Genomic DNA, 13,684 nt, shown 5'->3' on the forward strand with positions numbered 1-13,684 from the left:
CCGATTACAATGGCATACGGGATCTTTCTTATGGTGCTCTTCCTGATCTTGTTGCCGATCTTTTCACTGTCAGCATCGAGTTCAACACGAATGCCTTTCTGCAAAAGACCGGCGGCGATCTTTTCAGCAGAGTCCCCATGCTTTTCCGATATGGTAAGCACCGACACCTGCACTGGCGCGAGCCAGAGGGGAAAAGCCCCTGCATAATGCTCGACCAGGACGCCAAAAAAACGTTCCAGCGAACCCATAAGCGCACGGTGCACCATAATAGGACGGTGCTCTTTGCCGTCAGAACCGCGGTAGGTCATATCGAACCGTTCCGGCAGATTGAAATCGACCTGGATCGTGCTGCATTGCCATGCCCTGCCGAGCGAGTCCTTCACCTTGATATCGATCTTCGGGCCGTAGAAGGCACCGCCGCCGTTGTCAATATTATAGCTCAGTCCCTTAGCCTTGAGTGCATCCTCAAGGGCTGCAGTAGATTTTTGCCAATGTTCGTCACTGCCGACATATTTTTCAGGACGCGTCGAAAGATAGGTTTCGAACTGATCGAACCCGAAGGTGCGCAGAATGAAGAGGATAAAATCGAGGACCTGCAGTATCTCGGCCTCTATCTGGTCTTCGCGGGTAAATATATGCGCATCGTCCTGCGTAAAACCCCGGACGCGCAGCAGCCCATGAAGCACGCCTGACCGTTCAAAACGGTACACAGTCCCGAGTTCAGCATAGCGCATCGGGAAGTCCCGGTAACTCCTGAGCGAATTCTTGTAGATATAGATATGGAAGGGGCAGTTCATCGGCTTCAGTTCATACGGCGTGCCCTCCACCTCCATCGGCGCAAACATATTTTCATTATAGAAATCGAGATGGCCGCTCGTCTTCCATACGTCAAGACGTGCGATATGCGGGCTGTACAGCAGCTTATAGCCAGCCTTCTGATGCTCGTCACGCCAAAAATCCTCGATCGTCTTGCGGATCATGGCCCCGTTGGGGTGCCAGAGGATCAGGCCGGGCCCGACCTCTTCATTGATGCTGAACAGGTCCAGTTCCTTGCCGAGACGCCGGTGATCCCGCTTCTTCACCTCTTCAAGGAAATCGAGATATTTTTTCAGGTCCTTCGGATTATTAAACGCGGTGCCGTAAATCCGCTGGAGCATCTTGTTCTTCTCATCACCCCGCCAATAGGCACCGGCAATGCTCAGAAGCTTCACCGCGGCTATCTTGCCGGTCGATGTCAGATGAGGTCCTCTGCAGAGGTCTACAAATCCGTCCTCGTCATAGACCGTGACCGTCTCCGCCTCAATACTCTGAAGCAGATCCACCTTGTAGGTCTCGCCGCTCTCAGAGAACAGACTCATCGCCTCGTCCTTTGTCATCTCCCTGCGCACAAAGGGTGCGTTCTTCTTTATGATCGACTCCATCTCTTTCTCTATGGCGGTCAGATCTTCAGGAGTAAAGGCCCGGTCAACATCAAAGTCATAATAAAAGCCGTCCTGGATGGAGGGCCCTATCGCCACCTTTGCCTGCGGGAAGAGTTTTTTGACCGCATGGGCCATGACGTGGGAAGTGCTGTGACGGTACAAATCCTTGCCCTCGTCAGAATCAAAGGTGACCGGCTCGACCGTATCGCCATCCTTGATCTCCCTGAGGGAACTGAGGTCTGCAAGGTGTCCGTTGATCCTGACCGCTAAGGCTTTAGCTTTTGCGAGATATTTTTCGAGATCGGAAATTTCGCTGAAATTTCTCTCACTTCCATCACTTAATCGTACGTTAATGTCCTGTTACCTCCAAACTCGAGAATCATTACAGAATGCGGATATGATACAGGATAGTATATGCAATTTCAATCACTTTGGCGGAACCGATGCCGGTGAAGTGCCTTTTGCCGGAAGTGAATTTCGGGCAGTATATATATAATGTCAGGTCTTAAAACACTGGTTCGTCCGATCTCTAAACTCTGAGCCGCGCGTAGCCTTCACTCACTGCGTCAGTCATCAGCTCTTCACGGGTCTGGATATCCGTTTTATCATCTGTCACGCTTCTTCGCCCAAATCTTCTGCGATCAGCTTGAACTGCTCAAGTGCTGCTTCGAGGTCGTCAACGATCTCGCGGGCAAGCACACCGGGCTCAGGCAGGTTAGGCTCTTCATCGAGTTGATCATTCTTCATACCACGGCGAGAGAAAATGACAGGGTCACCGCAGAAATGGCAGGCGCCTGAAGTGCGAGAGAAGATTAATCCAAGCATTGCGTTTTTCACTGCGAAAAATAGATTTCCCCCTTTTTATTTCCCCTTCGTCCCCTCACTCCATATTCTGGAAATCAAAGCGGCCGAGCCACAAGAGATTTTCCCTGGCGCGGTCTGCATTTTCATGAACCTGAGGGTCTTCAGCATTCAACCCAGCCCTTAGAATATGCTTGGCCTTGTCGGCCGAGATGTACATCTGTGTGTCTTGGGCCATGGCATCAGTGATCTTCGCGCGATCTCGGCGTGTGAAGCGACATGCACCTGGATACGTTGCTCCAGTGCAAGGGCGTGGATTCACTCGACGAATTGCTGCACGGAATAAAGCAGAGTTTAGTTGCGGATATTGAATACCCCGCTTCTTTTAACTTACGAAATAGTTGCAGTAACAAGCTGCAGCGATGAAATTCTTACAAAGTCTTTCGCATTATGCGTGACGAGAGGCACTGCATGGCGGACAGCACATGCGGCGATCCATGCATCATTGAGAGAAATTGGTTGTCCGTTGCGGCGACGCTCCGCTACTACGCGACCATAGCAGCGCGCGATATCGTGATCGTAGGGAATTACCACGAAATTGCGGAGTGTCGTTTCAAGTCTCTTGCGCTTCTGCTCACCCCATCGGTCCTTTTCCGCACCGAAGTACAACTCTCCGACCGTGATAAAGGAAATCGCCAGTAATTTTCCTTGGACATGCGGTTTGTAGGCTTCAGCTAGGGGGCCGCCCTTCATAAGATAAGATACGATATTCGTATCGAGAATGATCTTGGCATCACTCATGCCGTACCGCCTGTTCGCAAGTGCGCATGCCGCAATTCATCCACGGCGTCTTCGAAACCATCATCCGTTTCACCGGGCCATGTGCCAAATAGAACACTCAGATCTGTAACCGGCCTGACATTCTGAGACTCTGCTAGCTCGTCAAGTGTCGGCGACTCCCAGAAGCTTCGCGAAATAGGCGTCCCTTGAGGTAGTAGCTCGACTGCGTCGCTCTCCCGATCTTCCAGGCGTTCAATATCATGAATCTTGATGCTCGCAATTCTGCCCGTCAGAGGATCTTCCTTTGCCTCACCGACGATCCGGACGTATTGCAAAATATTTTCCAGCACTTCATCCCTTTGTTCATCATCGAACAAACAAAGAACCGGATCACCGGTAGACGGGTGCACACGGCAGCGGGTTCCGTGCTCCTTGAAATCTGCCATCAGCAGTCGGCCTTCAATCGTTCGAATATTTGTCTGGGGACCCTTGATGCGCTCCTGTATGCGTGTGAAGCCTTCCGGCGTGAGCGTGACCCGAAGCGGAGTTGCTCTGTGGTTCAAGCTGAGTGAGATATTGGAAATGCCCTGAGCGAACAACGTACCGGCATCACGCCATGCCATGAGAACGCCCGCATCGTATCCCACGGGCAAGGTATCATCCGCGCCCTGAACGGAAGACAAACCCGTCATGGCCTTTTCTATAATATCAAGACCTCGGTCCATAACTGGGAACGTCAGTTCTGGTTTTCTTCGCTCGAAACCGAGCACCGCCGCAGGGCTGCCGTGCGTCAGCAACACGAGGTCAAGATCAACTTCATCCTTGATGCTGCGCGGCTGCGCACCAGGACGAGTACTTTCAGCCATACCTGCCAGAACGCATCCCGTCCGTTGAAGTGCTTTATTCATGTTCATCAGAAAGCGCAACAAGTGAGAGACAGGAATTCTTCCTTCGCCTACAGCTTCACCATCGAAACGTATTGTCAGTAAAGGATCGTTGTTATTCATAGTTTGCCTCCAATCTGCCGTGGTCAAATCATGCATTATTACAATACAAACCGCTGCTGTCAAACCATTACTTCATGTGCGGAACATTATACTACACTTTACGCCACCGTGACCTGGCCGTTCATCAGCATGGGCAGGAGCCAGTCGCGGAGTTTTGCGAGTTCGGCATTTTCTTTTTCGCGATTAATCACATCCTTTGTGACGCTCAACAACATTGAAGAATATTTTTGAACTAGCGTGTCATTTTCGGGATGTGGAATTGCGTGATTCTCAAGTGCATTTTCCCAATTCACATAGGGTTGTTGAGTACCCACCGACATTTTTGACGCGATATTTATGGTTCGATCTTCATTACACACCTGATAGAGGTACGGCAAATGGTTCGGCTCATTCGCTCTTAAAACAATTACTGTTGTTCTCGTGACACCATCAAACGGAGCGATGCAAACTCTATGGAAATAGACTCGCATAGCGCCAATCAATATGTCGTTCTCTTTGTATTGAATCAAACTCGTGTTTGCCTCGCTTGAAGGCTGCGCAACGCCAAAGCTCATCTTTTTCATCGGCAGTGCATCAATGGGCGTGTAAGGTGACCCACTATCCAATTCCGAGGCCGTAATTGAATCAGTGCGACTTTGAAGTAATTCGTTTAGCTGTATTGCCCCCCATCCCGCCGGGATCTCTCTTTTCAGGGTTGAATTGTATTCCATCTTGCCACCGGAGGATTTGTAGGGTTTGCCGTTGGCGTCTGGGAACTCGAACTGCACGAACCAGTAGTCGTACAGGGTCTTCGCCATCGCCTCCAACTCGGCGTTGATGCGGTTGTTGCAGTCGATCTTGGTGTCGAGAGCGGAGAGGACGGCAGCGATTTTTTTCTGCTCAGAAATGTCTTCTGGTAATATAACGGGGAGTGAACGTATAATTCCCAAGTTAATTAATGGAACTGTACTTCCTGTGTCTCTGTTTGTGATTGCTCTAAGAATCCATGGGCTGGCTAACCACGCATATATAAAATCGGGGTCTGCTTTTTGAGTGTCTACACGAAACCGCAATTGCTTATTTGATATGGTGTATCTCTTGTATTTCGCATCCTTCGGAATAATTCCAACTTGCCCGATTGTTCCGGCGGCGGTGAATATCAGGTCTCCTTCGATTGCGTCAGAATTCAACTCATTTGCTTTTTCCTTTGTCAGGAAAACGAAGCCTTCATCGATAAATTTTCTATAGTCAGTGGTTAAATTATTGCCTCGAATAACCGGAACACCTTCATTTTGGAAATAGCGCTTTCCTATGTTGCTTCCAAATGGTCCCGAAATCACTGAACGCCCTTCTGCCGCCAAATCGCCAAGTTTAACCGTCTTTCTTTTACTCATACCTTAACGCCGCCAGCTGCTTCTTGATCTCCTTCTCCAATCCCGCAGACTCCTTAAACAGCTTGTCCAGATTGTCGCTGAAGCCCTGCATCTTATCGGCAAACTGCTGGGCTGTCAGGTCAGCATACTCGATCTTCACCTCAAAGTAATGTCCGGCGCTCAGGGAGTAGTTCTTGGCGGCGATCACGTCGTAGCTCACCACCACCGAAAAGTCCTCCACCGCCTGCTTGGCGTTGAAGGTGGTGATGATGCGGTCTTCCTCTTCTTCCGAGAGCAGGGTCTTCTGATTCTTGCCGTCCTTGACCTTTTCACCAAGGTGCGAGGCGTCGATCAGCACTACGCCTTCCTTGTTGGCATCGTCGATAAACAGAATGGAAACGTTGGTGGCGGTGGTGGCGAAGATGTTGCTGGGCATGGAGACCACTCCGGCCAGCATCTTCTTGTCCACCAGATGCTCTCGAATCCTTCTGTCGATGCCGCTTTGTGCGGTGATGAAGCCGGTGGGCACCACGACCGCCGCCTTGCCGCCGGGTTTGAGCGAATAGATGATGTGCTGGAGAAAAAGCTGGTAGATGGCCATTTTATCCAGCGCCTGCTTGGGTATGTTCGGCACCCCGGCAAAGAAGCGTTCCTGATACTCCTTGGCATCCAGCTCGTTCCTGAAATCGCTAAAATCCATCTTGAACGGCGGATTGGAAACGATGTAATCGAACTTCTTCAGCGCCTTGCCCTCTCTGTGATAGGGATGCAGCAGGGTGTTGCCCTGAATGATATTGGGAATCGAGTGCACCAAGTTGTTTAAAATCAGGTTCAGGCGCAAGAGGCTCGATGACTTCTGTGAGATATCCTGCGAGTAGATGCTGCAGCGTTGCTCACCGATGGCATGGGCCAGGTTCATCAGCAGGGTTCCGGAACCGGCCGAGGGGTCGTAGCAGCCCACGTTGCTCACCTTGCCACGCACCTTTTGGGGTACCAGAATGGCGGCCATGATCTTGGCCACGGCATGCGGAGTGTAGTACTCGGCGTACTTGCCGCCGCTGTCCTTGTTGTAGTCCTTGATCAGGTATTCGAATAACGCAGCGTAGAAGTCGTATTTCTGCGTGAAGATGCGCTCGAAGCTGAACTCCACCAGCTTGTTGATGACGGCGCGGCAGAAGGCGTCGCGCTTGGACGGATCGGTGATGTATTCGCTCACCCGGTCAAACAGGGTGACCTTGGCGCCGCCGTCGGTCTTGACAGCAAAGATGTCGTTGTTGCTGATGGCGATGTCGCGCAGGGTGTCGTCGAAGAGTTTGGCGAACTCCGACGCGTTCTGGCGTCCGAACAGGTGGGCGATGAAATGCTCGGTCTTCAGGCGGGCAGTGTCAGCACCCATCTGGAGTTGCAGCATCTCAAGCTCTTCAGCTTTCATAGCGCTGATCGCCAGCTCCCAGCTCTCGGCATGGGCCAGTTCCGGCTTGATTTTCTTGGCTTCGAAAGCGAACTTGTCGTTCAGGAACTTGTAGAGAAAGACCTGGGTGATTATCTTGAACTCGTTGCCGTCGTTCCCGAGGCCGTAGGCGGCGCAGATATTTTTGAGGCTGTCGATCAGCTCTCTTGTCTTTTTCGTAAAATCCTGCGTTACCAAGTGCGTGCTCCTATTCTCTTGCCTGTAGCAAATTCATTCATATATTCGGTGACGACCAGCCGATTAATGGTGCGGGAAGCATCCGGGTTGAGCTTGATCTTCTGGCGGGTATGGAACTCGCCGATGACCAGCGGAATCATCATCCGCTCAAAATAGCTTTCGTTGGCTAAGAGCTGGGTGTTCTGCAACACGTGGTCATCGGCCTGCCGCTTGACGCCGGAAAGTGCCTCGAAGATGCGGCGCTCGGTTTCCGTGAGAGTGCCGCTCTCCAGCAGCCGTTTGTGGATGCGGCTGTATTTGGCGTCGCCGTGGTACTTGGCGCGGAGCTGGCTGTTCTGCCGGTTCAGTTCCTTGACCTTGTCGTGGATGGCGTTAAGTGCGCCAATGTTGGCGGTCATCTCCTCTTGCGTCACCTCATTCAGTTTCTTCTTCTTGAACAGCCGCTCCAACTCTTCTTTCAGGGTGATGAATTTGGGGTCCTGCTGGTCGAAGTTGTCGGCCAGGGCCTCGCGGGTCTGGCGGAGGGTGTTCTTGAGTTTGTCGGCGAGCACCAGCTCCTCTTCCCTGACCTTGGTGAACATGAACAGCACATCCTCCAGGGCAACGTTGAGGAGCCCCGTGGTATCGGCGCTGTTCTCGATGCTGTCTTTGAGATTGAGCAGGTCGAGGTGATTGCAGGTCTCGCGGTAGAGCTGGTTAAGCTTCTGGAAGTCGAGTTGCTGAAGAAAATCATACTGACCCTGCATGCGGATTAGGTTATAAAGGTTTCGGGCATCGGCCAGTGCTTTTTTGAGGGCCAGCACCGCGGCGCGGTCCTGGATCTGGCTGATCTGCCGGGAGAATTCCTCGGCGTTTTCGATATTGAAGCTGAACAGGATATCCTTGATCTGCTCGATCTCTTGGGCAATCTCTTCCGTGGACTTAAACAGATTGGAGTAATGCTCCAGCTCATCGCCCAACTCGGCCTGCAGTTCATCGAAATAGGCCTTGTTGGTGGCGTCAAACTCCTTGCGGATGTCGGCAAAATCGACCACGTAGCCGTAGCGGAAATCCTTGTAAGGGCGGTTAACCCGGGTCAAGGCCTGGAGCAGGTTGTGCTTGCGGATCACCCGGCCGAGGTAGAGCTTTTTCAATCTCTTGGCGTCGAAACCGGTGAGCAGCATGTTGTAGACGAACAGCAGGTCAACCTTGCCAGCCTTGAAATCTTCCACCCACGCCTTGCGTTCTTCCTTGCTGCCCATGTCGTGCAGGATTAGCGCACCAGTTTTGACCTTGTTAGCCCGCTTTTGCTGCGTACCGTAACTGGTGGGAGGTTCGGCCACCATCAGCAGCTCTTCAGGCTCATCGGCCAGGACTCGCTGAGGCAGTTCAACAACATTCGAGGTAAAGCGGGACTGATAAATTTCGAACATCTTTTTAGCCTGCTCAGCGCTGTCGCAGATCACCATGCCGCCGATGGTGGCGTCGTTCAGCGCGCCCCGGCTCTTCTCGAAGTCATCGATGATGTAGCCAAGCATCGGTTCGACAAAACGCGGATGGGCATAGATCAGCTTGCGATCGATGTCGCCCTGCTGGAGCTCCACCGCGGCCAGGGCCTCCTGAAGGGAGAGCTTGTAATTAGTAGCTATCTCCTCGCGGATCAAGCGCAAAGTATAGCCATCAGCGATGGAGGCGTTGTAGTAGTACTTGTGGATGTAGTCGCCGAACAGGGCGCGGGAGTTGTAGTCATCGCCCAGAAGCGGTGTGCCGGTGAGGCCGATCTTGATGGCGTTCTGGTCGGACTGGCTCAGGTTCGCGAGAAAGCTGCCCTGCGGGTTATAACTTCGATGTACCTCGTCGAGAAAATAGACGCGCTGGATGCTGACATCGTAATCCTCAGTGCGGACCACATCCGGATCATCTTCGAACTTCTGGATATTGACCACGGTAATCTCCGACTTGCCGGAGTCATTGTGAATCGCCTTTGTTGCCCTGATGTCGCGGGAGAAGGCCTCGCGGGTGTCGATGGTGTGCACCATCAGCCCCCGGCTGGCGAATTCCCGTTGCGCCTGAGTGAGCAGGTCGAGCCTATCAACGATGAAGTAGAACTTGGGAATGATAGCGCGACGCTGAAAATAATCGGTAAGAAAACGCACGTTGTAATAGGCCAGCGCGGTCTTGCCGCTGCCCTGGGTGTGCCAGATGATCCCCTTGCGCACCCCTGCATCGAGCTTCCGTTCGATCGCCTTGGTGGCGAAAATCTGCGGGTAGCGCATGACGTGCTTGTGTAGGCCGTCGGCCTCGTTCACATAAGCAAAAGCATATTGCAGCAGAAATGCCAGGCGGTCGCGGCTGAACAGCGAGGTGCAGATGCGGTTGGTCGGCGTGTCGGGTGATTTGTTGCTGATGAATTCCGGGCTATGCTTGATAACATTGAGGTTGTTGTCCTTAAGCACCTCGTTTACAATCGCATCGTCCTCGCCAGCCAACAAGTCGGTGAGGGCCAGCTCTTCCTCTTCCCGGAAATAGTTGAAGATCGGCGCGTCATATGATGGACTGGCTTAGAAGGCGCCCTCGATGGGCTGCGGCGAGCCGTCTTCGTAATCCATGTTGTTAGAGAAGACCATCAGCTGGGTGATGTTGATAAAGCGGCGGAAGCGCGAATTGCGGCAGCGTGTGATGATGCGGTTGCGCTCGGCCAGCACGCCTTCGCGGTTATTGGGCTTCTTAACCTCGATGAAAACCAGCGGCATGCCGTTGATGAGCAGGGTGATGTCGGGCCGGAACTCGTCGTCGCCGTTCTTGCAGGTCAGCTCGGTGACCACATGGAAGCTGTTGTTTGAGAAATCGGCGAAGTCGATCAGCCGGGCTCCCGAGCGTTCTGTGATCTTCTCGTAGAAGGCCTTGCCGAGATCCTCATTTTCCAGCAAGAGTTTGACGTCAGCCAACAGCCGATCGATGTCGTCACCGTCAATGCCGGGGTTTATCCGGGCGATGGCAGCACGAAACAGCTCGGGGAAGATATTGGTTTCTTCATCCCATGCGGTGTTTTTGAGAGAAAGATACTGGTAGCCAAGGCGGACCAAATGCAGAATGCAGGGGATTTTGACCCGCGAGTCTTCACTGAAAACCATCAGACCAGATACCCCCATTTCTTTTTCTGATCACAAAACTGCTCGAATTCCCACTGCGACGATGCGGAGATATTGCCATGTCTGAAGTGCTGAACTGCCCAGCCTGCTCTTTCGAGCAGTTTATCTATTTGTTGCCGGGCTTTTGCTTCTGGTGTCAAACGCCTTGTCCCCTCCTGGTGTTATTTATATTTATCCACCATGTTGTTGTCGTTACCCCAAATAACTCTGCAGATTATATCACAGAATAAACAGGTTGATACGGGTAGGAGGAACAGCTTATCAACTATTTCTTAATCATCAACTCCCCGCCCCTGAAGGGTATTGAAAAGCCGCTCAACCTTTTCTGCTGTATGATATCATATAGGCAATGGCTGGCGTTTGACCTGCCGGCTTATGAGCAAACAATATGAAACCGTCTAAGGAGAACCAAAAATGAAAATGCGCCTTTATCTTGTGACCGTCCTTATATTTTTTTTGGCTTTGGGCAGTTCTCATGCAGCTGAGAAAGAAAAAATCACTATTGCAGGTGCAGGAGGGATGATCCCCCTGCTTACAGAACTTGCGAGGGTGTATATGATTGAAAACAAGGATGTGATGCTTGTGGTCAAACAGACAGCAATACATTCTTCAGGCGGCATTTCAGGGGTTGCTGACGGAACCTATCAGATCGGGCTATCAAACCGGCCGTTACGTGAGGATGAAAAGTCAAAGGGCCTCGAGGCTTCCAGTATTGCTCTGGTCGGCGTTGTGGCTGCTGTTAACAAGGCTCTTCCCGTGAGAGAACTATCAAGTGAAAATCTCTGCAGGATATATGAAGGCAAACTCACCGATTGGAGCGAACTCGGCTTGCCTGCGGGCAAAATAAACGCAGTCACAAAATCTGAGACAGACTTAACAAAAGAGATAATAAGAAGGAGCATACCCTGCTTCAAAAATCTGAAGGAAGCAGCATCGGTTGTTGTGATCCAGTCGTCCCCTGAGATGCAGACAGCACTTCTCAATTCAAAATCAATAGGGTTTACAGACACCGTAGATATTGCCGCTTCAAACGGGCGTATTGTTCCTCTGAAACTTGATGGCATTGAGCCGAGTAATGACAATCTTAAATCCGGGAAATATAAGATCACCCAGACAGGCCGGCTTATAACAAAAGGCAAACCAAGCGGGGCCGTCAAGAATTTCATTGATTTTATCCATGGACCAAAGGGCAGACAAATTATTGAAAACAGCCATGCTATAGCCGTTAAATAATAGCCCTCTGACAGGGGGCTACTGTGCCGTAACGAGGGTCAGCAGACCCCCCTGTCCGTTTCAGATCATAACGCCCAGTCTCTATCCATACAATAAGTGCCCGGGCATAAAACCAACCGCCGGCGTAAACATGCGCGGATCATGGGTCTATGAGGAAGAACGGACTAATCAGTTTCAATCGCGGGTCTCAAACACCTACAACATCTCCTGAATTTTCTTGCGGATCTCGAGCTCGCGCTGCATGACATAGAGGCGTATTTTTTTCTCGTCTTCCTGATGAGGAAACAGCTGCAGCCCAAAAGAAACACCCGGGCCCGTCTGTTTTCTGTTGCCACCGCCTGCCTCTCCCGTAACGTCCCGCGAGTAGACAACAGCAGCAGGCAAAAGCAGAAAAATGCCGCCGTCAACAGGCAGATAAATGCCGCAGGTCAGCTTGCTTGAGATAACCGGAAGCCAGTCAACGACAAAGCCAACACCGCGTTCGGAAATGTCCCTGATCGGGTAACTGAAGGTCCCCTGCTCTTCTGTTGAAACATACAGGTGGACAGGGGCCTTCTGCGACGGCTCTACCCTCACAAATTTCCGGTAGAAGGGACTGACAATGCCGGGGATGTCCGTAATAAGAAAAAGCCTGTCTGCCGTGATATTTTCCATAATGCAGCCATACGTGCATCCCTCAATATCAAACGTTGCATAAAAAGATCCTGCATTTTTCATGGCATAGAGCGCACGATGAGGCGAGAACCTTCCCAGTTTGACCCGGGAGGTGCCATAGATCTGTTCGACATAGCAGAGACCCTTTCCCGTTATTCTATGCCCTCTCTCCTCCTCAATGCTGAAAGAAACAATCAGGGGAAGGCTGTTTTTTTGCAGAAACTCAAAAGCCTCTGCCGGCGCAATTTCGTTAGGCTGGTTCACAGGCATATTTTACCACGGTTCAGATATTTTCATCTTCGGTTATTCATAACCATACGCTGTCCCTGCAATAACAGGACAACCGGTCTGGGCGGTATTGCAGAGCCGCGGAGAAAGCGGTACAATGACGGAATATATGATTATTGCAGGGAGGTTGCCATGCTGCTGAACGAAAAAGAAGCAAATGAAAAGTTCTGCCACATAACGCTTTCATCAAAGGCCGCACAATGCGTCGCCGCTGAATGCATGGCATGGAGATGGGCCGAATACACTCCTCATGTCTGCGAGAAGTGCGGCACAGAGGAGACCGAATGGACCGATCACCCGGAGCAGAGACGCGGCTATTGCGGACTGCCGGGAATACCAAAGCTATAAAAGGATTTGATATGAAAAAGCTGATATACGGACTCTGTCTTTTCTTGTTGGTATCAGGCAATGTTCAGGCTGAAAAGCCAAATGCCGTCCAGGTTGAGGTGCTGGCCAAGACAGGTTTGAGCTGGGATGGCAGTCCCCTGCCCGACTATGCAAAGGGCAGACCGGAGATAACAATTCTCAGAATCAAAATTCCGGCAGGAGAACAATTGCCTCTGCATAACCATCCGGTAATAAATGCAGGCGTATTGCTCAGCGGAGAACTGACCGTAGTTGCTGAAGATGGCAGGACATTGCATTTAAAGGCTGGACAATCAATTGTCGAGGTTGTAAACAAATGGCATTATGGCAAAAATGAAGGAAGTATACCGGCAGAAATTATCGTTTTCTATGCCGGAGAACCGAATACGTTGATAACGGTCAAGGAATAAGTATAGATAAACTGAACGGTCGTCAAGCTCTGTCGGGCAACCAGCGCCACGCAATCATTAATTTAATAAGCGCTTGAGCATAAAACCGGCCACCGGCGTAAAGAGCACGATCCAGCCGGCACTGCGGACAATGTCTGCGGCAGTGGCAGCGGTGACCGCCGGAACTGACAGCCGGCCAAAACGTGCACCCGTCATTGCGCCCATGTTATCAGAAAACCATACCGCAGCAACGGGCAGAAGGAGAAAGAGCAGCAGTTTGAGCACAAACAATATGCTGCCCGTTAACAGCGCAAGAAGGAGATACAGACCGGCAACAATTCCGGCGGCAGTCCGGTGCCGGAACAACTGTTGCCGCTTTTTTCTGATCAGCGCATAGTCTTCAGTGACCTCGCGGGTCACCACTTTTTCATCTGAGATCATATATCCAGAGCTTCTTTGTCCATGTCGTCACACAATACTACTTATCAAATTATATCATACAAACAACCGGTTAAGGCGGCCATAAAGGCTGAAGGTTGAGATATAGAGAACTCTCCCCGTATATGGGGCAGTGAAATTACAGAAGGATCCGGTGTTGAGATTGCCCGTATTCT

13 protein-coding genes and 1 pseudogene are annotated in these 13,684 nt (G+C 51.3%); 3 read left to right on the plus strand and 11 right to left on the minus strand.

All coding sequences use genetic code 11. From position 1 onward, the window contains the following. The 9 genes and pseudogenes from thrS to HZB31_02255 all read right to left on the minus strand — a co-directional run. A partial coding sequence (gene thrS / locus HZB31_02215) for a threonine--tRNA ligase (protein MBI5846765.1) occupies positions 1-1,775 on the minus strand: 1,775 nt, incomplete at its 3' end. 258 nt (positions 1,776-2,033) lie between these two features. Continuing rightward, entirely contained in the window at positions 2,034-2,246 is a 213-nt protein-coding gene (locus HZB31_02220; GenBank protein ID MBI5846766.1) for a hypothetical protein, read from the minus strand. Between the two features lie 55 nt (positions 2,247-2,301). Further along, a complete protein-coding gene (locus tag HZB31_02225) occupies positions 2,302-2,460 on the minus strand; it encodes a hypothetical protein (protein MBI5846767.1) in 159 nt (52 codons plus the stop codon). Positions 2,461-2,612: 152 nt separating this feature from the next. Beyond that, on the minus strand, positions 2,613-3,023 hold the full coding sequence (locus tag HZB31_02230) for a type II toxin-antitoxin system VapC family toxin (protein ID MBI5846768.1): 411 nt from the start codon (positions 3,021-3,023) through the stop codon (positions 2,613-2,615). Continuing rightward, the gene (locus HZB31_02235; GenBank protein ID MBI5846769.1) at positions 3,020-3,274 is read right to left on the minus strand and encodes a hypothetical protein; all 255 of its coding nucleotides are present in this window, start codon (positions 3,272-3,274) and stop codon (positions 3,020-3,022) included. Before HZB31_02235 ends, HZB31_02230 begins: the two co-directional genes overlap by 4 nt. An 833-nt stretch (positions 3,275-4,107) precedes the next feature. Further along, positions 4,108-5,382, minus strand: a complete 1,275-nt coding sequence (locus tag HZB31_02240) for a restriction endonuclease subunit S (GenBank protein MBI5846770.1) — start codon at positions 5,380-5,382, stop codon at positions 4,108-4,110. After that, positions 5,375-7,009, minus strand: a complete 1,635-nt coding sequence (locus tag HZB31_02245; protein MBI5846771.1) for an SAM-dependent DNA methyltransferase — start codon at positions 7,007-7,009, stop codon at positions 5,375-5,377. The genes HZB31_02240 and HZB31_02245 overlap by 8 nt, the downstream gene beginning before the upstream one ends. After that, a pseudogene (locus HZB31_02250) lies at positions 7,003-10,122 on the minus strand (type I restriction endonuclease subunit R). Before HZB31_02250 ends, HZB31_02245 begins: the two are co-directional and overlap by 7 nt. After that, on the minus strand, positions 10,122-10,280 hold the full coding sequence (locus HZB31_02255) for a hypothetical protein (GenBank protein MBI5846772.1): 159 nt from the start codon (positions 10,278-10,280) through the stop codon (positions 10,122-10,124). The pseudogene HZB31_02250 and the gene HZB31_02255 overlap by 1 nt, the downstream one beginning before the upstream one ends. Before the next feature lie 274 nt (positions 10,281-10,554). Between HZB31_02255 and HZB31_02260 the strand changes: the two genes are divergently transcribed. Next, positions 10,555-11,373 (plus strand): substrate-binding domain-containing protein, encoded by an 819-nt coding sequence (locus tag HZB31_02260; protein ID MBI5846773.1) that lies wholly within the window; start codon positions 10,555-10,557, stop codon positions 11,371-11,373. 195 nt (positions 11,374-11,568) lie between these two features. Here HZB31_02260 and HZB31_02265 read toward each other — a convergent pair whose 3' ends face one another. After that, positions 11,569-12,291, minus strand: a complete 723-nt coding sequence (locus HZB31_02265; protein ID MBI5846774.1) for a PilZ domain-containing protein — start codon at positions 12,289-12,291, stop codon at positions 11,569-11,571. Positions 12,292-12,447: 156 nt separating this feature from the next. On the opposite strand from HZB31_02265, the gene HZB31_02270 reads away from it, so the two are divergent. Both HZB31_02270 and HZB31_02275 read left to right on the plus strand, forming a co-directional pair. Then, positions 12,448-12,663, plus strand: a complete 216-nt coding sequence (locus HZB31_02270; GenBank protein ID MBI5846775.1) for a hypothetical protein — start codon at positions 12,448-12,450, stop codon at positions 12,661-12,663. An 11-nt stretch (positions 12,664-12,674) separates the two neighbouring features. Beyond that, positions 12,675-13,091 carry a cupin domain-containing protein gene (locus HZB31_02275; protein ID MBI5846776.1) on the plus strand — a complete coding sequence of 139 codons (417 nt, stop codon included), beginning with the start codon at positions 12,675-12,677 and terminating at the stop codon, positions 13,089-13,091. A gap of 57 nt (positions 13,092-13,148) precedes the next feature. Here the strand turns inward: HZB31_02275 and HZB31_02280 are convergent, their stop codons facing one another. After that, positions 13,149-13,511, minus strand: coding sequence for a hypothetical protein (locus HZB31_02280; GenBank protein ID MBI5846777.1), 363 nt, complete (start codon positions 13,509-13,511; stop codon positions 13,149-13,151). Positions 13,512-13,684: the final 173 nt, after the last annotated feature.

The organism is Nitrospirota bacterium, assembly GCA_016235245.1.
Taxonomy (GTDB): Bacteria; Nitrospirota; Thermodesulfovibrionia; order Thermodesulfovibrionales; family UBA6898; genus UBA6898.

Bases quoted from the DNA above. Each gene is read 5' to 3' on its own strand.
- HZB31_02270 (MBI5846775.1), top strand. From the start codon at position 12,448: ATGCTGCTGAACGAAAAAGAAGCAAATGAAAAGTTCTGCCACATAACG.
- HZB31_02260 (MBI5846773.1), top strand. From the start codon at position 10,555: ATGAAAATGCGCCTTTATCTTGTGACCGTCCTTATATTTTTTTTGGCT.
- HZB31_02220 (MBI5846766.1), bottom strand. From the start codon at position 2,246: ATGCTTGGATTAATCTTCTCTCGCACTTCAGGCGCCTGCCATTTCTGC.
- HZB31_02275 (MBI5846776.1), top strand. From the start codon at position 12,675: ATGAAAAAGCTGATATACGGACTCTGTCTTTTCTTGTTGGTATCAGGC.
- HZB31_02230 (MBI5846768.1), bottom strand. From the start codon at position 3,023: ATGAGTGATGCCAAGATCATTCTCGATACGAATATCGTATCTTATCTT.
- HZB31_02280 (MBI5846777.1), bottom strand. From the start codon at position 13,511: ATGATCTCAGATGAAAAAGTGGTGACCCGCGAGGTCACTGAAGACTAT.
- HZB31_02225 (MBI5846767.1), bottom strand. From the start codon at position 2,460: ATGGCCCAAGACACACAGATGTACATCTCGGCCGACAAGGCCAAGCAT.
- HZB31_02240 (MBI5846770.1), bottom strand. From the start codon at position 5,382: ATGAGTAAAAGAAAGACGGTTAAACTTGGCGATTTGGCGGCAGAAGGG.